Origin of the sequence: Kribbella jiaozuonensis (assembly GCF_005233875.1) — a bacterium.
Classification (GTDB): Bacteria; Actinomycetota; Actinomycetes; order Propionibacteriales; family Kribbellaceae; genus Kribbella; species Kribbella jiaozuonensis.
This window is the reverse complement of sequence record NZ_SZPZ01000007.1, coordinates 98,223-115,888: the sequence shown is the minus strand read 5'-3', so window position 1 is coordinate 115,888 and position 17,666 is coordinate 98,223. Positions and strand designations below refer to the sequence as shown.

The following is a 17,666-nucleotide window of genomic DNA, read 5'->3' as shown; positions in this document are numbered from 1 at the left end:
TCCGATGGACACGCTGGATCTGGCCCGATGGCAGTTCGCGATCACCACCGTGTACCACTTTTTCTTCGTGCCGGTGACGATCTCGCTGGTCGCGATCACGGCCGGCCTGCAGACCGCGTGGTACCGCACCGGCAAGGAGAAGTACCTGCGGCTGACCAAGTTCTACGGGAAGCTGTTCCTGATCAACATCGCGATGGGAGTCGTCACCGGGCTGGTGCAGGAGTTCCAGTTCGGGATGAACTGGAGCGACTACTCGCGCTTCGTCGGGGACGTGTTCGGCGCCCCGCTCGCGCTCGAGGGTCTGCTCGCGTTCTTCCTCGAGTCGACGTTCATCGGCCTGTGGATCTTCGGCTGGGAGCGGCTGCCGAAGCTGGTGCACCTGGGCTGCATCTGGATGGTGGTGCTCGGCACGCAGTTGTCGGCGTACTTCATCCTCGCGGCCAACTCGTGGATGCAGAACCCGGTCGGCTTCCGCTACAACCCTGAGCGTGGTCGCGCCGAGTTGACGGATCTGTGGGCTGTGCTGACGAACAAAGTTGTGCTGGTGACCTTCCCGCACACGATCTTCGCCGCGTTCATGGTCGGCGGCGCGTTCGTCGCGGGCGTCGCGTTGTGGCACCTGATCCGGCGGCCGCTGGTGGACAAGGACGTGTTCCGCTCGGCGCTGAAGATCGGGGCGTCGGTCGTGCTCGTGGCCAGCGTCGGCGTCGCGATCAGCGGCGACCTGCAGGGCAAGGTGATGACCGAAGTACAGCCGATGAAGATGGCCGCGGCGGAGGCGCTGTACGAGACCGAGAAGCCGGCGTCGTTCTCGGTCTTCACCGTCGGCACGCTGGACGGGTCCAAGGAGATCTTCTCGATCAAGCTGCCGTACCTGCTGTCCTTCCTGGCCACCGGCCACTTCAAGGGTGAGGTCAAGGGCATCAACTCGCTGCAGGACGCGTACGAACAGCTGTACGGCCCGGGCTCGTACAAGCCGAACATCCCGCTGACGTACTGGACGTTCCGGCTGATGATCGGCGTCGGGATGCTGTCCGCGGCGGTCGCGCTGTGGCTGCTGTGGACAACGCGCCGCGGCCGGGCGCCGGCCCACTGGCTCATCTGGCTGGCAGCGCCGTTGCCGCTGCTGCCGCTGATCGCCAACACGTTCGGCTGGATCTTCACCGAGACCGGACGACAACCCTGGCTGGTCTTCGGGTTGTTGCCCACGGCATCGGGTGTGTCACCCAGTACGACGAGCGGCGAGGTGATCACGTCACTGGTCGGGTTCACCCTGCTGTACGGCGCGCTGGCGGTCGTCGAGACCAAGCTGATGCTGCGGACGATCCGCGGCGGACTGGCCGGGACCGACGAACCGGCCGAGGATTCGCCGGATCAACCCGACAAACCACTGTCGTTCGCGTACTGAGGGGGCCGAGATGGAACTGACGACTGTGTGGTTCATCGCGATCGCGACGCTGTGGACCGGGTACTTCGTGCTCGAGGGCTTCGACTTCGGAGTCGGGATGCTGTTCCGCGTACTCGGCCGCAACGAGCCGGAACGGAAAGCGGCGATCACCACGATCGGGCCGGTTTGGGACGGTAACGAGGTCTGGCTGATCATGGCCGGCGCCGCGACCTTCGCTGCGTTCCCGGAGTGGTACGCGACGCTGTTCAGCGGGTTCTACCTGCCGCTGTTCCTGATCCTGGTCGGGCTGATCGTGCGCGGTGTCGCGCTGGAGTACCGCGGCAAGCGTGACGATCCGGTCTGGCGTGGGCGGATGGATCTGATGATCGCGGTCGGCTCGTTGCTGCCCGCGCTGCTCTGGGGCGTTGCCTTCGGCAACATCGTGCGCGGCGTACCGCTGGACGCCGATCACGAGTACGTCGGCACCTTCGGGACGCTGCTCAACCCGTTCGCGCTGCTCGGTGGGCTGACCTTCGTGGCGGTGTTCGTCACGCACGGCGCGATCTTCCTCGCGCTGCGCACGACCGACGACCTGCGCGTCCGCGCCAACCGGCTGGCCACGCGCACCGGGCTCGTCGCCGCGGTGCTCACGATCGCCTTCCTGGCCTGGGCACAGGCGTTACGCGGCGACACCGTTTCGATCATCATCACGATCGCGGCGGTGGTCGCGTTCGCCGGCGGGTTGGTGGCGAACCTGTTGCGTCGCGAGGGTTGGGCGTTCATCGGTACGACGGTGGCGATCGGGCTGGCCGTGGTGTCGTTGTTCGTCGCGCTGTTCCCGGATGTGATGCCGTCGACGCTCGAGCCGGGGTCGACGCTGACCGCGGTCGAGGCGGCGTCCTCGGCGTACACGTTGAAGGCGATGACGATCATCACGGCGATCTTCTTCCCGCTGGTGCTGCTGTACCAGGGCTGGACGTACTGGGTGTTCCGCAAGCGCGTGATGGTGGCGGCGTCGTGAAGCCGCTCGACCCGCGGTTGCTGCGGAGGGCCCGGGGTGCTCGGGTCTTCCTGGCGGCGTCGGTGCTGATCGGTGTCGCGAGTGGCGTGCTGATCGTCGTACAGGCCGTGCTGTTGGCGCATGGCATCACAGGCGTCGTACTGCGGGGCACTGGCGTGGCTGGTGTCGCGCTGGGGTTGGCGCTGGTTGTTGCAGGGCGGGCGTTGCTGGTGTGGGCGCAGGAGGTGGTCGCGCAGCGCGCTGCGGCGGCTGTGAAGTCGACGCTGCGACGGCAGGTGCTGGAGCACTCGCTGAGGCTCGGACCGGTGTGGCTGAGCGGTGAACGCAGCAGTGCGCTGACAACCCTGCTCACCAAGGGACTTGACGATCTGGACTCGTACTTCGCCCGCTACCTGCCGCAACTCGTCCTGGCGTCGACCGTGCCGGCGGGAGTGATCGGCTGGATGGCGACGGGCGATCTGATCGCTGCGGGGACCGTGCTGGTCACGCTGCCGTTGATCCCGATCTTCATGGCACTGATCGGTTGGGCAACGCAGGCGCGCAGCCGGCGGCGTCAGCATGCGTTGGCGGTGCTCGCGCACCACTTCGCTGATGTGGTTGGCGGGCTGACCACGCTGAAGCTGTTCGGACGCGCGAAGGCGCAGGAGTCCGCCGTACGCCGGGTGACCGATCAGCACCGTGCTGCGTCGATGGGGAGCCTGCGGTTGGCGTTCCTGTCGTCGTTCGCGTTGGAGTTGCTGGCGAGCATCTCGGTGGCGTTGGTTGCCGTAGGCGTCGGTCTGCGGCTGGTCGACGGGAAGCTGGGGCTGGAGACGGCGCTGATGGTGCTGATCCTGGCTCCGGAGGCGTATCTACCGCTGCGGCAGGTCGGCCTGCAGTTCCATGCGAGCGCGGACGGGGTGGCCGCGAGCGAAGAGGTGTTCCGCGTACTGGAGACGCCGTTGTCGGTGCGGGGCGATCGGACCGATGTGCCTGATCTGCGGGTGAGTCCACTGCAGATGTACGACGTGACCGTGCGGTACCCGGGGCGGGATGAGCCGGCGCTGGACCGGTTCGACCTGGAGCTGCGGCCGGGGGAGGTGGTGGCGCTGACCGGTCCGAGTGGTGCTGGGAAGTCCACCGCGCTGGCAGTGCTGCTTGGTTTTGTCGAGCCGGAGAGCGGCGTGGTCGTGGCCGGTGGCAGTGCGGCCGACGAGTTCGACCCGGGGGAGTGGCGGCGGCAGTTCGCCTGGGTGCCTCAGCGCCCTGGGCTACGCCTCGGAACCGTCGCCGACAATGTCCGCCTCGGTCGCCCGACCGCGTCCGACGACGAGGTGCGCCTGGCCCTCATCACTGCAGGCGCCGGCGAGCTCGCGCTGGACAAGGCGGTCGGCGAGCAAGGCCAGCTCCTGTCCGGCGGTCAGCAACGCCGAGTCGCCCTGGCCCGAGCACTCCTCACAGACGCGCCCGTACTCCTCCTGGACGAACCCACCGCGGGCCTGGACCCGGACGCCGAAGCAGCCGTCATCACCGGCCTCCGCTCCACCGGCCGCACTGTCCTGATGGTCGCCCACCGCCCCGCGTTGATCGCCGCCGCCGACCGAACAGTCTCCGTAGGAGCACGAGAGCTGGTGAACGCATGACGAGTACGCCGGGCCTGGACGTGCGACCCGCCCCCCAACACTCGCCTCGGCCGCAGGCCGGCGCGTGGTGGCACCTCGTCCGACCGGAGGCGGGGGTGCGTTGGCGGCTTCTGCTCGCGCTCTTGTTGGGGGTTGCTGCAGCGGGATCGGCTGTCGCCCTGCTGGCTACCTCTGCCTGGCTGATTACGGCCGCTTCGGCTCAGCCGCCTGTGCTTCTGCTGCTGGTGCCGATCGTGGCGGTGCGGGCGTTCGGCGTCGGCCGTGGTGTCTTCCGGTACGTCGAGCGCCTGGTCGGGCACGATGCCGCTTATCGGGTCCTGGGCGAGACTCGGGCTCGCGTCACCAGACGACTCGAGAGCGTTGCACCAACATCCCGGCGGCAGGGTGACCTGCTCGCGAGGCTCGTACTGGACGTGGACGCAGTCCTCGACCTCTGGCTCCGCGTACTCCTCCCGGTCGCCGTCGCAGCAATAACAGCCGCCGCGACAGTGGCCCTCCTTGCGCTCCTACTCCCAGCAGCCGGCGCAGCGGTCGCACTAGCCGTCCTTGTCGCCTGCACCGTCGTACCGTGGCTGACCGCCCAGACCGCTCAGCGAGCCGAGCGCAACATCGCCGCAGCCCGTGGCGACGTAGCAGCCATCACCACCGAGACGCTGCTCACCGCAGCCGACGTACTGGCCTACAACGCCGTCGATGAAGTCCTGGACGACTTCTCCCGCCACGACTCCCGCCTGGCGGCCGCCGAACGCCGCTCCGCCTGGAGCACCGGTCTCGGCAGCGCCCTCCTCGTCCTCTGCATCGGCGGCGCCAGCATCGCCGCTCTGCTTCTCGGCAGTACGGCGAACATCACCGGCGCAGTGTTCGCAGTACTGGTCCTCACCCCACTCGCCCTGGCCGACGTCCTCGGCGGCATCCCGGCCGCCGCCCAACTGGCCATCCGAGTCCGAGCCGCACTCGGCCGAGTCCAGGAACTCGTAGACACCCCAGATCCCGTCACCGAGCCGGCCGACCCACTCCCGCTCCCGACCGGACGCGACCTGCAGGTGAAGCTGCTGCGGGTCGGGTACGACGACACCGACGTACTGGACGGGCTCAGCCTGGACATGCCTGCCGGCAGCCGCGTCGTGATCACCGGGCCGAGTGGGGCGGGCAAGAGCACGCTGGCCGCAGTACTGCTGCGGTTCCTCGAGCCGCGCGGGGGCGAGGTGCTGCTGGACGGTGTGGACCTGGCCAGGCTCGAAGGCGACCAGGTGCGGTCGGTCGTCGGCCTGCTGACCCAGGAGAGCCATGTCTTCGACACGAGCATCCGCGAGAACCTGCTGCTCGCGAAGCCCGGCGTGAGCGACCTGCAGCTGTGGAAGGCGCTCTACCGCGCGCGGCTCGGCCTGTTCGTGGAGAAGCTGCCGGACGGGCTCGACACCATGGTCGGCGAGCACGGCGCCCGGTTGTCCGGTGGTGAGCGCCAGCGGCTCGCGTTCGCGCGGCTCCTGCTCGCGGACCGCGACGTACTCGTCCTGGATGAGCCGACCGAGCACCTGGACGAGGAGACCGGCCGGGCGTTGCTCGCCGACCTGTTCGCGGCGGCCGGCGACCGGACCGTCGTCCTGCTCACCCACCGGCCCGAACTGGTGCCTCCTCACGTACCGCGACAGCTGGTTTGCCTGACGTGACAAATGCGGGCGGCGGGCCGGGTGTCTGTCAAGATGGGGAACCGTGTTGACCCCTTTGCTTGTCTCCCTCCTGACAGACCAGGCCTTGATCACGATCGTCGTGGTGATCGCGGTCGTTCTCGTCGTCGGTACGACCGGTCTGGTCGTCGCCCGGCGGCGCCGTTCCGAGCTGCCTCCGGCCACCAAGCCGGCCGTCGAGGCGCCGGAGCCGACGGTCGGTGAGGACGCCGAGGAACCCCGGGACACCCCGACCCGGACGCTGGAGGACGCAGAGCTGCCGGAGGCGGAGGCCGCTCCCGCCACGACGCTCGAGAAGCCGGAGTCCGCACAGGGCCGGCTGGTCCGGCTGCGCGCCCGGCTGGCGCGTTCCCAGGGCTCTCTCGGCAAGGGGCTGCTAGCACTGCTGTCCCGAGACAAGCTCGACGAGGAGGCGTGGGAGGACATCGAGACCACGCTGATCACCGCTGACGTCGGCGTCGCGCCGACGCAGGAGCTGGTCGAGAAGCTGCGCACCCGGATGCGCGTGGAGGGCGTTGGCGCCGCACAGGCCCGCGACATCCTCCGCGAGGAGCTGGTCGCCCTGGTCGACCCGTGGATGGACCGGTCGCTCAAATCGAGCCGCAAGGACGGACAGCCCGCCGTCATGCTGATGGTCGGCGTGAACGGCACCGGCAAGACCACGACCGTCGGCCGCCTGGCGCGCGTGCTGATCGCCGAGGACAAGCACGTCGTACTCGGTGCTGCGGACACCTTCCGTGCGGCCGCCGCGGACCAGCTGCAGACCTGGGGCGAGCGCGTCGGCGCCCGCACCGTGCGCGGTCCGGAGGGTGGAGACCCGGCCAGCATCGCGTTCGACGCGGTCAAGGAAGGCATCGCGGAGGAGGCGGACGTCGTACTCGTCGACACCGCCGGTCGTCTGCACACCAAGACCGGTCTGATGGACGAGCTCGGCAAGGTCAAGCGCGTCATCGAGAAGACGGCCGAGGTCGACGAGGTACTGCTGGTCATCGACGCGACCACCGGTCAGAACGGCCTCACCCAGGCCCGCGTGTTCGCAGAGGTCATCGACGTGACCGGACTGGTCCTGACCAAGCTGGACGGTACGGCGAAGGGCGGCATCGTGATCGCTGTGCAGCGGGAGCTCGGTGTACCGGTGAAGCTGGTCGGTCTCGGCGAGGGACCCGACGACCTGGCACCGTTCGACGCCGAGCAGTTCGTCGACGCCCTGCTCGAATGAGGAGATGACATGACCAAGTTCATGCTGCTGGTGAACATGGACGGCGGGAACTGCGAGACGCCGATGCTGGAGTGGGACGAGGCCGACATGAAGGCCCACATGCAGTTCCTCACCGACCATCTGGAGCGGCTGCGGCAGAGTGGTGAGCTGGTCGAGGAGACTGCGCTGACCTGGCCGTCGCACGCCAAGGTGGTGCGTGCCGCCAGCGTGAGCGCGCCGGTGCTGACCGACGGGCCGTACGCCGAGTCCAAAGAGGTCCTGGCCGGGTACCAGATCGTCGACGTCGAGTCGGAGCAGCGGGCGATCGAGATCGCGGCGGAGCTGTCCTCCGCGCCGGGGCCCAACGGCGTACCGATCGAGCAGCCGATCGAGATCCGCCGGGTCATGGAGTCGGATGCCGATCTCCACGACTTCTGACCCGGATCACGGCCTCGAGGACCTGCTGCGCGAGCTGACGCCGCAGGTCCTCGGCGCGGTCGTGCGCTGGTCGGGTGACTTCGTCGCGGCGGAGGACGCCGTCCAGGAAGCGTTGCTGGCCGCTGCGACGACCTGGCCGCGGGACGGTCGCCCGGACAAGCCGAAGGCCTGGCTGATCCAGACGGCTTCGCGGCGACTGATCGACGAAGTACGGCAGGAGCAGGCGCGCCGGCGTCGCGAGGAGCGCGCCGCACTGCGCGAGGTGCCGGGTGGGGAGACCGAGGAGCACGACGACACCCTCCGGCTGCTGTTCATGTGCTGCCATCCCGCGCTGACGCCGGCCTCGGCTATCGCGCTGACCCTGCGGGCAGTCGGCGGTCTGACCACGGCCGAGATCGCCACGGCGTACTTGGTGCCCGAGGCAACGATGGCGCAGCGGATCAGCCGGGCGAAGCAGAAACTGAAAGGCGCGAGCTTCGAGCTGGACGCCGACCCGGATCGGCTGCGCAACGTGCTGCACGTCCTGTACCTGATGTTCAACGAGGGCTACACGAGTACGAGCGGCCCGGAGCTGCACCGCAGCGACCTGTCGAGCGAGGCGATCCGGCTGACCCGTGCAGTACGCGCTCAGCTCTCCGACGACGGCCAGGTGGCCGGACTGCTGGCCCTGATGCTGCTGACCGACGCTCGCCGGGCAGCCCGGACCGGTGCGAGTGGAGAGCTCATCCCGCTGGCAGAGCAGGACCGGTCGCTGTGGAACCATGACCACATCACCGAAGGCGTGGCACTAGCGGTCGAAGCGTTCAACACACCGCCACTGGGCGAGTACCAGATCCAGGCCGCCATCGCTGCACTCCACGACGAGGTGGACCGCGCCGAGGACACCGACTGGCCGCAGATTCTTGCGCTGTACGGACTCTTCGAGGACCTGTCCGGCAACCCGATGGTGAAGCTCAACCGCGCGATCGCGGCCGCCATGGTGGACGGCCCCGACGCCGGGCTGAAGCTCCTCGAACCACTCGACGAGGAGCTGGCCGGCCACTACCGCCTCGACGCCACCCGCGGGCACCTCCACGAGATGCGCGGCGACCACGAGACCGCCGCCGAACACTTCCGTGCGGCGGCCCGCGGTACGACGAGCCTGCCCGAGCGCGACTACCTGATGACCAAGGCCGCGTCGCTCACCTAGACGTACTGCGCGAACGCCCCGGCGATGTCGTCATCTGTTGCCAAGAGCAACCGAAGCAGCACGCGCGCCTTGTACGGGTCGAGGAATCCGCCGTCGATCAGCCCGCGCTGCAACAGATCGATCTCCGATCCGGGGGAGTTGTAGGTGTTGCGGACGATCGAGCCGGCGCCTGTACGTGAGGTCAGCACGACCGGCATCCGCGCGGCCAGGTCACCGAGCACCGGCGCGAGTGCGGCCGGCACATGCCCCACGCCGTACCCAGCGACGACCAGACCCTGATGCGTGTCGGCCAAACCCTGCAGCAGCAGGCCGTCGTCGTCCATGGTGACCGTGTAGAGCGCCACTCGCAGGTTGTCGAGCTCGGCCGGTTCGGCGCTGCCCTGTACGCCGTCCAGCCGGAGCGGGCGGGTGAGGACGCTGACGCGGTCCTCGACGACATGGCCGATCGGCCCGGTGTTCGGTGACACGAAGGTCGCCGTACTCGTGCTGTGGGTCTTGCGTACCCAGCGCGCGGCGTGGATCTCGTCCTTGAAGACGACCAGTGCACCCAGGTCGCGGGCCGCGGGGGAGCAGGCAACGCGCAGGGCGGCCAGGAGGTTGGCTGGGCCGTCGGGACCGGCCAGCGTCGGGTTGCGCATCGCTCCGGTGAAGACGAGCGGTTGCGGGTGCGGCCAGACCAGGTCCGCGAGGAACGCGCTCTCTTCGAGGGTGTCGGTGCCTTGCGTGACGACTGCGCCTACCGCGCCGGCGGTGACGGCCTTCGACGCGGCGTCGACGACCTCGAGGACCTTGGCGGCGGTCAGGTTGGCGCTGGGGATCTTCTCGATGTCCTGGATCTCCACCGGGTGACCGAGCCCGGAGAGGCCCGGCATCGCGGCGGTGAGGTCGTCACCGGTCAGGCGCTGGTTGCCGGCCATCGAGATCGTTCCACCCAACGTGAACAACGCGACGCTCACTACGAGTCTCCTGTCATGTGGTGCGGGCTCTGACGTGCATCCGCTCCCCTTGCGGGCCGTAAAGACATAGCACCTCGGTCGGTCCAGGACCGGGATTGGCGAACCAGTGCGGCACCCGGCAGTCGAACTCGGCCACCTCGCCCTCCTTCAGCACGAAGTCCTGGTCGCCGAGCTTCAGCCGGACCTGCCCGGACAGCACATACAGCCAGTCGTAGCCCTCGTGGGTCTTCTGTGTCACGTCGTTGCCCGGATAGCCCTCCGGCAGGATCTGCTTGAACGCCTGCAGCCCGCCCGGACGCCGGCTCAGCGGGATGTGCACCGTGCCGTGGCGCTTGATCGGCTTCGCGTAGATCCGCGGGTCGCCCGTCGGCGGCGCGTCGACCAGTTCGTCCAGCTGGACCTGGTGCGCGCGGGCGAGCGGCAGCAGCAGCTCCAGCGTCGGCCGCCGCTGACCGGACTCCAGCCGGGACAGCGTGCTGACCGAGATGCCGGTCGACTCGGACAGCTGGGCCAGCGTCGTCCCGCGCTCGACCCGCAGCGTCCGCAGCCGGGGCCCGACCGACTCGAGCACATCGTCATCGTTTGCCATACCGGCAACATTACTTGTCGAAAATGAAAATCACCACGCATCCTCGGATCACACCCTGAGCAGAGGAGTCCGAGACATGACGAAGTACGACGTGATCGTGATCGGTGGCGGCGCCGCCGGGCTGAGTGGAGCGTTGGCCCTGGTCCGGTCCCGCCGCTCGGTGCTGGTGGTCGACGACGGTACGCCGCGTAACGCGCCCGCGGAGGGCGTGCACAACTTCCTGACCCGCGACGGCACGCCGCCGGGCGAGATCTACGCGCTCGGCCGCGACGAGGTCGTCGGGTACGGCGGTGAGGTCGCCGAAGGCACCGTGACAACCGCCCGCCGCGACGAAGACGGCTTCACGGTCGAACTGGCCGACGGTACGACGTACCGGAGCAGGCGGCTGCTGGTGACGACCGGGCTCACCGATGTGCTGCCCGACGTACCCGGACTGGCCGAGCGGTGGGGCAAGGACGTGATCCACTGCCCGTACTGCCACGGCTGGGAGGTGCGGGACCAGGCGATCGGCGTACTGGCCACCAGCCCGATGGCGCTGCACCAGGTGCAGTTGTTCCGGCAGTTAAGTGATGACGTGACGCTGTTCCTGCACACGGCGCCGGAGCCGACCGACGAGCAGTGGGAGGAGCTGGCTGCGCGCGGCATCTCCGTAGTACAAGGAAAGGTCGAGCAGATCGAGGTATCCGACGACCGCATCACCGGAGTGCGGCTGGAGGGCGGCAAGGTCATTCCGCGGCAGGCACTGGCGATCCAGACCACTGTGCGTGCCCGGGCGGGCTTCCTGGCCGACCTGGGGCTGGTGCCGACGCTGATCGAGAACAACGGCATCGAGATCGGTACTGCGGTCCAGGTGGACGCCATGGGTGCGACGGAGGTGCCTGGTGTGTTCGCGGCAGGCAACGTCACCAATCCGATGGCACAGGTGATGCCGTCCGCCGCGGCCGGCCTGATGGCGGGCGCCGGGATCAACTTCGATCTGATCACGGAAGAGACCCGTCTGGCGCGATCACGAGCCGGCTCTGGCCGCGCGGAGTAGTTGAGGAGTTGAATAGGGGCGGGAGGGTGGATGCGCGACACGGTCGACCCGGATTTCGCCTCGTTCGTGGATGCACGGCAAGGCAGATGGCTCCGTACGGCGTACCTGGTGTACGGCGACCTTGAACGAGCCGAGAAGGCGCTGTTGCGCGCGTTCACGCAGCTGTCGATGCAGTGGGCCAGAGTGGACGACCCGGATCTGTTCGTCCAGCGGGTGCTGTACCTGCCGGCGCTGAAGCCGTGGAACCGCGCGCCGGCGTTCCCGGACGAGGACGACCAGGTGAAGGCCGCACTGGGGGAGCTGACACCCACGCAGCGCACAGTGTTCGTGCTGCTGCACGTCGAGGAGCTCACCGAGTTCGAGGTGGCCGATCTGCTCGGGATGTCCCACACCGCCGTCCACGCGCACGGCCTGACCGCTTTCGGCAGGTTCCGTGCGGCGCTGGGCGCGGGGGACTGGCGTGATGCCCAATGAGGCGCGAAGACGTCCCGCCGCTGCTGTTCCAGGCAGCCGACCAGTTGCCGGAGCCCGACCTGGCCGACGCGGCCTGGGCAGCCGGCCTGAAGGTACGGCGTCGTCGGCGGCGCGCCGTGCTGATCAGCTTCCTGGTCGTACTGGTCGCTCTGCTCGTCGTGTCGATCACGATCGAGGTGGGCTCGGGCGGCAACGCGGACATCGTCCCACCGGACAGACTGACCAACACTGCCGCGCCCGACGCGGTCGAACCGTCCGGTCAGATCTCCGGCATCGACTTCTGGCTGGCGCCGCCGCCTGGCAGTGAGAAGTTCCTCGACCGGCTCGAGACTCCGCTCGGTGATCGCCTCGAGTTCCCCGGCAAGGTCCATTCGCTGGCGAAGCACAAGCTCGACCGCGTCGCCGCCGTCCTGCTCGCGAAGAACGGCGATACGTACGTGCCGCTGCTGCTCGGCCGCGACTCGTCCTGGTCGCAGGCAGCGGTCGGACTGGTCGCGGTCGACGGCCGACAGCCGTTGAGCCCCGGTGCGGTGTCACCGGACGGCAAGGTCGTTGCCTTCCCGCAGCCCGGTCAACTCGTCACCGTCGACGCTTCGACGGCCGAGATCTCGCAGTACCCCTTGCCGGCCGGTGACTACCGCAGCGTGTCCTGGCTCGACGATGCGCAGCGCGTCCTCGTCAGCGGCCCGGGTGTCGCGTACCGGGTGCTCATCGGGGAGGGCGGCGACGGCGAGCGGCAGGTCGCGCGCATCGCGGGCTCGAACGACCCGGATGCGGTCACTGCGCCGTTCCGGCTCGAGACCGGCCACGTGGAGCGCTACATGATCAGCGGTCAGTGGGTGGAGGACAGCACGTTCACACTGCCGGTCCAGTCGTGGGTGGGTCAGACGTTCTCGTCGGACGGCGGTGTGGCAAGGCTGTTCATCGCCAACAAGCTGCCGCAGGTCCCGACGCTGGTCTCACAGCCACAGGGCGTTGCGGTCATCTCCACGTTCCGGTCGCTGCCCAGCCGGTTGCTGATGCTGGGTGAGCCGTTCATGGGTTCGGGCCGGACACCGAGAGCGGCCGACCTCGCCGAGGTACGCCAGCCCGGCTGTTGCGCAGTACTGGGCTGGTACGACGAGCAGAACCTGCTGGTAAAGGTCCGAGGCTGGGTCTTGGCCTGGGACCTCTACTCAGGACGGGTCCGGCGCGTCACCGAACTCGCGGTCGGCGAGCTGGCGCTCGGGCCCGGTCTGCGGCCATGAGCCGCTCCAACCGTCCAGGATGGCCCGCAGGGTGACGTCGGCCAGGCGCTCGGCGTCCTCCGGCGGTGGCATCGCTCGCCCGGTCAGCGCCCGGACGACGAACACACCGGCCATCCACTCCACCATCAGGACAGAGTCCGCGGTGCCGCGGATCTGTTCTCCCCGGGCTCTGGCCCGGTCCAGTGCGGCCTCGGTCAGCTCGATCCGCCGGTCCAGGACGTCCCGGTAGATCTGCGCGGACCGCGGGTCGCGGTTCGCCTCGGCGACCGCGAGGCGGATCAGTGCGAGTCCCCTTTCACTGTTGGCGAAGGCCAGTGCGGTCCGGTAGACCTCCAGCAGGTCGCCGGCGATCGAGCCGGTATCCGCATCCGGTATCTCCATGTCGAACAAGTCGGCCATTGCGTCGTTGGCGAGCAGTTCCTTGCTGGCCCATCTGCGATAGATCGTCGCCTTGCCGACCCCCGCGGCCTCGGCAACGTCGTCAACCGTCATTCCGTCGAATCCCCGCTCCAGCAGCAGCTGAACGGCGTACCGGCGGATCCTCGGCTCCGCCTCCGGGTCCCGTGGTCTGCCGCGGCGCGGCCTCACCCCGTAGATCGGCTCCATTTCTACGTCCCCAGCTAAGACGGGTGCAGTGGCGCGGCTGCGGTCCCGTGTGGTCCAGGCCAGAGTGCCACAAGTTGGCCTCCGGTGAGTCATGTCACCTCGATGTCACCTGGGAGCCCGCTTTGTCACATGCCTGAAACAAACGGACCGATCGGCTGAAACGGCGCGCCGACACCGTTTGCGGTGTGGCTGGGCGCGGGCTCCCCGGCGTTGTGGAGTTCTCCCGACTGAGGACGTCGGCCACCCCCTGTATCGATGGAAGGGATGACGTTGATGGAGATCAACGCCGGCGATACCGCCTGGGTCTTGGCCAGTGCCGCCCTGGTGATGCTGATGACACCGGGCCTGGCTTTCTTCTACGGCGGCATGGTGCGCATGAAGAGCGTGCTGAACATGATGATGATGAGTTTCGTCACCATCGCCGTCGTCACCATCCTCTGGGTGGTGGTCGGCTACTCGCTGACGTTCGCCGGTGACACCGGGCACGTGATCGGCGACTTCTCGGAGGTGGGCCTCAAGGGCCTGCTCGCACCGGAGGCGGTGAGCGGGACGACGCCCACGCTCGCTTTCGTCGCCTTCCAGCTGATGTTCGCGATCATCACCCCGGCGCTGATCTCCGGCGCCATCGCGGACCGGGCCACGTTCCGTGGCTGGATCGCGTTCGTCGTCGGCTGGACGCTGCTGGTGTACTTCCCGGTCGCGCACTCGGTCTGGTTCCTGGACGACGGCAACGGCGGCTGGATCGGCGACAAGCTGAAGGCGGTCGACTTCGCCGGCGGTACGGCGGTCCACCTGAACGCCGGCGCCGCCGCGCTCGCCCTGGCGATCGTGCTCGGCAAGCGCGTCGGCTGGAAGAAGGACCCGATGCGGCCGCACAGCCTGCCGCTGGTCCTGCTCGGCGCCGGTCTGCTGTGGTTCGGCTGGTTCGGGTTCAACGCGGGCTCCGCGCTGAGCGCCGGCACCACCGCCGCGGTCACGTTCGTGAACACCCAGGCCGCCACCGCCGCGGCCGTGATCGGCTGGCTGATCGTCGAGCGGATCGTGCACGGTAAGGCCACCACGCTCGGACTCGCGTCCGGTGCGGTCGCCGGTCTGGTCGCGATCACCCCGTCCTGTGGCGCGGTCTCGCCGATCGGTGCTCTCATCCTCGGCCTGGCGGCCGGTGCGATCTGCTGCTTCGCGGTGTCGCTGAAGTACAAGCTGGGCTTCGACGACTCGCTCGACGTGGTCGGCGTGCACTTCGTCGGCGGTCTGTTCGGCTCGCTGGCGATCGGCCTGCTCGGTACGGCGGCGGCCCCGTCGGCCGTGGACGGCCTGTTCTACGGCGGCGGCGCCACCCAGCTCGGCCGGCAGGCGGTCGCCAACGTGGTCGTCGGCCTGTACTCCTTCACCGTCGCCTTCATCCTGGGCAAGGTGATCGACAAGACGATCGGCTTCCGGCTCAAGGAGGACGACGAGGTCACCGGTGTCGACCAGGTCGAGCACGCGGAGACGGCGTACGACTACCTCGGTTCGTCCGGTCTGCGCGGCGCGCTGTCGGCCCGCCCGGCGCCGGCGGTCGCGGAGACCGAGAATGGCACCACTGAGGCCTCGGAGAAGGAAGGTGTCAAGGCATGAAGCTGGTCACCGCGGTGGTCAAGCCGCACAAGCTGGACGACGTCCGGGCCGCGCTGGAGACGTTCGGCGTCACCGGTATGACGGTCACCGAGGCGAGCGGCTACGGCCGGCAGAAGGGCCACACCGAGGTCTACCGTGGCGCCGAGTACGAGGTGGACCTGGTCCCGAAGGTCCGGCTCGAGGTCGTCGTCGAGGACGGTGACAGCGCCGACGTGGTCGACGTGATCGTCAAGGCGGCGCAGACCGGCAAGATCGGTGATGGCAAGGTGTGGGTCACCCCGGTCGACACGATCGTCCGGGTTCGCACGGGCGAACTGGACGGAGACGCACTGTAGATGGTTGATCGAGCAGAACAGCGGCGCGTCCGTGCCGAGGAGGCCGACGCGCTGCTGTACCTGCTCCTCTCCAAGGCCTGTGACGCCCTCGGTGTACCTACCGAGGGCGTCGCGCTGGTCGCGGTCGGCGGCTACGGCCGGGAGGAGCTGTCGCCGTACAGCGATCTCGACGTGATGCTCGTGCACGTCGAGGGGTACCCACGGGTGGACGAGCTGGCCGCACAGATCTGGTATCCGCTCTGGGACTCGCGGACCAAGCTGGACCACAGCGTCCGCACACTGGCCGAAGCGCGTGAGGCGGCAGCGGCGGACGACCGGGTCGCGCTCGGTCTGCTGGACGCGCGCCACGTCGCCGGCGACTCACATCTCACGCTGCAGCTGCGGTCCGTGCTGATGGCGGACTGGCGTCGTACTGCGCGTTCCAGGCTGCCCGGACTGGCGCAGGCGTGCCGTGACCGGGCGTCCACGGTCGGAGAGCTCGCGCATCTCGCAGAGCCCGACCTCAAGGAGGCGTACGGCGGTTTGCGGGATGCCGTCGTACTGCGTGCGTTGGTGGCGTCCTGGCTGGTCGACGTACCGCACCCGGTGCTGGAGCGGGCGCGGCGCGATCTGCTCGAGGTCCGCGACGTACTGCATGAGGTGGCTGGTCGGGCGACGGACCGGTTGGTGGCTGATCTGGCGGGTGAGGTGGCTGCCGGGCTCGGTCTGTCGGGTCGGGACGAGCTGCTGCGGCACGTGTACGCGACGGGCCGGACGCTGGCGCATGTGTGTGATGTGTCCTGGCGACGGGTCGAGAGCTTGATGACCAAGCCACCGCGTTCCCGGCGCCGGCAGCGGTCCGGTGGGCCGCTGTTGCTCGCGCTGGACGAAGGAGTCGGGCAGCACGAGGGCGAGGTCGTGCTGATGCCGGATGCGCGACCGGAGCGGGACCCGGTGCTCGGTCTGCGCGCTGCTGCGGTCGCTGCGGATCGTCAGCTTGTTCTGTCGCCGGCTGTGTGTGCTCGGCTGGCTGCGTCGGCTGCTGACTTGCCGGTGCCGTGGCCGGGGGAGGCGCGGCGGTTGCTATGCGCTCTGCTCGGTGCTGGCAGCGGACTGCTTGAAGTGTGGGAGGCCTTGGACCAGGCCGGGTACATCTCGCGCATCCTGCCCGAGTGGGACTCGGTGCGGTTCCGGCCGCCGCAGTCGGCGATCCACCGGTTCACCGTCGACCGGCATCTGCTGGAGACGTGTGTCGAGGCGTCGGCGATGGTCCGCGACGTACGGCGACCTGACCTGTTGCTGGTTTCTGCACTGCTTCACGACCTCGGCAAGGCGCTCGACGGCGACCACAGCGTCACCGGTGCGGCTATCGCGGCTCGTCTGGCTCGCCGCATCGGCTTCAACGATGCGGACTCGGACACCATCGCCCTGCTGGTCCGGCAGCACCTGATGCTCGCTCAGGTCGCGACCCGGCGTGATCTGGACGACCCGATGACCGTGGACATGGTCGCCGGCATCGTCCGCAGTACCGAGACCCTGGACCTGCTGGAAGCGTTGACGTACGCCGATGCGCGGGCTGCCGGACCGGCTGCGTCGTCGCCGTGGCGGATGCGGCTGGTGGGTGAGCTGTGCCGCCGCGTGCGCGGGGAGCTGTCCGGTGGCGGCGAGAGCATGTGGACCGAGGCACCTCCTGTTCCGGTGCCGGTGCTGCACCAGGTGGTTGGAGTGGGGCGGCTTGGCCTGACGGTGTCCGACCACCATGGCGATCTGCGCATCAACGTCGCCGTACCCGACCAGGTGGGCACGCTGTCGACGGTTGCCGCCGTACTCGCGGTGGAGCGGCTGGCAGTGCGGTCCGCGGTCATCACGTCGGTTGAAGGGCTTGGCATCTCGCAGTGGACCGTGGCGGGCTCCGCGCCCGATCCGGTGCGGTTGCGGGACAGGCTCGCTGTCGCGCTTCGGGACTCGAGCGACGTCGTCCGCCGGTTGGCTGCGCGGGACTCGTCTACAGCACGTGTCGCCAGCAGGGTGGACCTGCTGCCCGAGGCGTCCGAGACTGCGACGGTCCTGCAGGTGCGCGCACATGACCGTCCAGGGCTGCTGTACGACGTCACCGCGGCCATCGCGGCCACTGGTGCGGACATCCGTTCCGCCCACGTCAGCACGCTCGGTGCCGAGTGTGTGGACGTCTTCTACCTCACCGACGAACACGGCGCTCCACTCGAAGCAGAGGACGCGCGAACGACAGCAAAGTCTGTCCTCGATCGCCTGACGTTCTAGTCTC

Annotated in this window: 16 protein-coding genes; 13 read left to right on the top strand and 3 right to left on the bottom strand. The window is 68.7% G+C overall.

Going from position 1 to position 17,666, the window contains the following annotated elements:
* Positions 1-4 precede the first annotated feature (4 nt).
* The 7 genes from FDA38_RS39055 to FDA38_RS39025 all read left to right on the top strand — a co-directional run bounded on the left by FDA38_RS39055 (position 5) and on the right by FDA38_RS39025 (position 8,543).
* Positions 5-1,408, top strand: a complete 1,404-nt coding sequence (locus FDA38_RS39055) for a cytochrome ubiquinol oxidase subunit I (RefSeq protein ID WP_137259238.1) — start codon at positions 5-7, stop codon at positions 1,406-1,408.
* 10 nt (positions 1,409-1,418) lie between these two features.
* The gene (gene cydB / locus FDA38_RS39050; RefSeq protein ID WP_137259237.1) at positions 1,419-2,408 is read left to right on the top strand and encodes a cytochrome d ubiquinol oxidase subunit II; all 990 of its coding nucleotides are present in this window, start codon (positions 1,419-1,421) and stop codon (positions 2,406-2,408) included.
* Entirely contained in the window at positions 2,405-4,030 is a 1,626-nt protein-coding gene (gene cydD / locus FDA38_RS39045) for a thiol reductant ABC exporter subunit CydD (protein WP_137259236.1), read from the top strand. The genes cydB and cydD overlap by 4 nt, the downstream gene beginning before the upstream one ends.
* Positions 4,031-4,125: 95 nt before the next feature.
* Entirely contained in the window at positions 4,126-5,700 is a 1,575-nt protein-coding gene (gene cydC, locus FDA38_RS39040; RefSeq protein WP_233715188.1) for a thiol reductant ABC exporter subunit CydC, read from the top strand.
* Positions 5,701-5,743: 43 nt separating this feature from the next.
* Positions 5,744-6,937 carry a signal recognition particle-docking protein FtsY gene (ftsY, locus tag FDA38_RS39035; RefSeq protein WP_170990016.1) on the top strand — a complete coding sequence of 398 codons (1,194 nt, stop codon included), beginning with the start codon at positions 5,744-5,746 and terminating at the stop codon, positions 6,935-6,937.
* A gap of 9 nt (positions 6,938-6,946) precedes the next feature.
* On the top strand, positions 6,947-7,354 hold the full coding sequence (locus FDA38_RS39030) for a YciI family protein (protein ID WP_137259234.1): 408 nt from the start codon (positions 6,947-6,949) through the stop codon (positions 7,352-7,354).
* The gene (locus FDA38_RS39025) at positions 7,332-8,543 is read left to right on the top strand and encodes an RNA polymerase sigma factor (RefSeq protein ID WP_137259233.1); all 1,212 of its coding nucleotides are present in this window, start codon (positions 7,332-7,334) and stop codon (positions 8,541-8,543) included. Before FDA38_RS39030 ends, FDA38_RS39025 begins: the two co-directional genes overlap by 23 nt.
* Here the strand turns inward: FDA38_RS39025 and FDA38_RS39020 are convergent.
* Entirely contained in the window at positions 8,540-9,499 is a 960-nt protein-coding gene (locus FDA38_RS39020) for an asparaginase (protein ID WP_137259232.1), read from the bottom strand. The two genes, FDA38_RS39025 and FDA38_RS39020, sit on opposite strands and share 4 nt — an antisense overlap.
* A gap of 13 nt (positions 9,500-9,512) precedes the next feature.
* A complete protein-coding gene (locus FDA38_RS39015) occupies positions 9,513-10,088 on the bottom strand; it encodes a helix-turn-helix domain-containing protein (RefSeq protein WP_137259231.1) in 576 nt (191 codons plus the stop codon).
* Positions 10,089-10,164: 76 nt separating this feature from the next.
* Between FDA38_RS39015 and FDA38_RS39010 the strand changes: the two genes are divergently transcribed.
* From FDA38_RS39010 to FDA38_RS39000, 3 genes are read left to right on the top strand one after another with little or no spacing between them, the layout of a single operon-like run.
* Positions 10,165-11,124 (top strand): NAD(P)/FAD-dependent oxidoreductase, encoded by a 960-nt coding sequence (locus tag FDA38_RS39010; RefSeq protein WP_137259230.1) that lies wholly within the window; start codon positions 10,165-10,167, stop codon positions 11,122-11,124.
* A gap of 30 nt (positions 11,125-11,154) precedes the next feature.
* Positions 11,155-11,598: a sigma factor-like helix-turn-helix DNA-binding protein gene (locus FDA38_RS39005; RefSeq protein ID WP_137259229.1), complete on the top strand. Its 444-nt coding sequence runs from the start codon at positions 11,155-11,157 to the stop codon at positions 11,596-11,598.
* Complete coding sequence (locus tag FDA38_RS39000; protein WP_137259228.1) at positions 11,595-12,845, top strand: hypothetical protein; 1,251 nt, start codon at positions 11,595-11,597, stop codon at positions 12,843-12,845. Before FDA38_RS39005 ends, FDA38_RS39000 begins: the two co-directional genes overlap by 4 nt.
* Here the strand turns inward: FDA38_RS39000 and FDA38_RS38995 are convergent.
* The gene (locus tag FDA38_RS38995; protein WP_137259227.1) at positions 12,774-13,451 is read right to left on the bottom strand and encodes a TetR/AcrR family transcriptional regulator; all 678 of its coding nucleotides are present in this window, start codon (positions 13,449-13,451) and stop codon (positions 12,774-12,776) included. The two genes, FDA38_RS39000 and FDA38_RS38995, sit on opposite strands and share 72 nt — an antisense overlap.
* A 264-nt stretch (positions 13,452-13,715) precedes the next feature.
* Here FDA38_RS38995 and FDA38_RS38990 point away from each other — a divergent pair, with 264 nt between their 5' ends.
* From FDA38_RS38990 to FDA38_RS38980, 3 genes are read left to right on the top strand one after another with little or no spacing between them, the layout of a single operon-like run.
* On the top strand, positions 13,716-15,068 hold the full coding sequence (locus tag FDA38_RS38990) for an ammonium transporter (RefSeq protein WP_170990015.1): 1,353 nt from the start codon (positions 13,716-13,718) through the stop codon (positions 15,066-15,068).
* Positions 15,065-15,403 carry a P-II family nitrogen regulator gene (locus FDA38_RS38985; RefSeq protein WP_130449218.1) on the top strand — a complete coding sequence of 113 codons (339 nt, stop codon included), beginning with the start codon at positions 15,065-15,067 and terminating at the stop codon, positions 15,401-15,403. The genes FDA38_RS38990 and FDA38_RS38985 overlap by 4 nt, the downstream gene beginning before the upstream one ends.
* Positions 15,404-17,662: a [protein-PII] uridylyltransferase gene (locus tag FDA38_RS38980; RefSeq protein WP_137259226.1), complete on the top strand. Its 2,259-nt coding sequence runs from the start codon at positions 15,404-15,406 to the stop codon at positions 17,660-17,662.
* The last annotated feature ends 4 nt before the right edge of the window (positions 17,663-17,666 follow it).

Excerpts from the sequence above, each read along its gene's own strand:
- FDA38_RS39055 (WP_137259238.1), top strand. The coding sequence starts at position 5 with ATGGACACGCTGGATCTGGCCCGATGGCAGTTCGCGATCACCACCGTG.
- cydB (WP_137259237.1), top strand. The coding sequence starts at position 1,419 with ATGGAACTGACGACTGTGTGGTTCATCGCGATCGCGACGCTGTGGACC.
- FDA38_RS39030 (WP_137259234.1), top strand. The coding sequence starts at position 6,947 with ATGACCAAGTTCATGCTGCTGGTGAACATGGACGGCGGGAACTGCGAG.
- FDA38_RS39025 (WP_137259233.1), top strand. The coding sequence starts at position 7,332 with ATGCCGATCTCCACGACTTCTGACCCGGATCACGGCCTCGAGGACCTG.
- FDA38_RS39015 (WP_137259231.1), bottom strand. The coding sequence starts at position 10,088 with ATGGCAAACGATGACGATGTGCTCGAGTCGGTCGGGCCCCGGCTGCGG.
- FDA38_RS39010 (WP_137259230.1), top strand. The coding sequence starts at position 10,165 with ATGACGAAGTACGACGTGATCGTGATCGGTGGCGGCGCCGCCGGGCTG.
- FDA38_RS39005 (WP_137259229.1), top strand. The coding sequence starts at position 11,155 with ATGCGCGACACGGTCGACCCGGATTTCGCCTCGTTCGTGGATGCACGG.
- FDA38_RS39000 (WP_137259228.1), top strand. The coding sequence starts at position 11,595 with ATGAGGCGCGAAGACGTCCCGCCGCTGCTGTTCCAGGCAGCCGACCAG.
- FDA38_RS38995 (WP_137259227.1), bottom strand. The coding sequence starts at position 13,451 with ATGGAGCCGATCTACGGGGTGAGGCCGCGCCGCGGCAGACCACGGGAC.
- FDA38_RS38990 (WP_170990015.1), top strand. The coding sequence starts at position 13,716 with ATGACGTTGATGGAGATCAACGCCGGCGATACCGCCTGGGTCTTGGCC.
- FDA38_RS38985 (WP_130449218.1), top strand. The coding sequence starts at position 15,065 with ATGAAGCTGGTCACCGCGGTGGTCAAGCCGCACAAGCTGGACGACGTC.
- FDA38_RS38980 (WP_137259226.1), top strand. The coding sequence starts at position 15,404 with ATGGTTGATCGAGCAGAACAGCGGCGCGTCCGTGCCGAGGAGGCCGAC.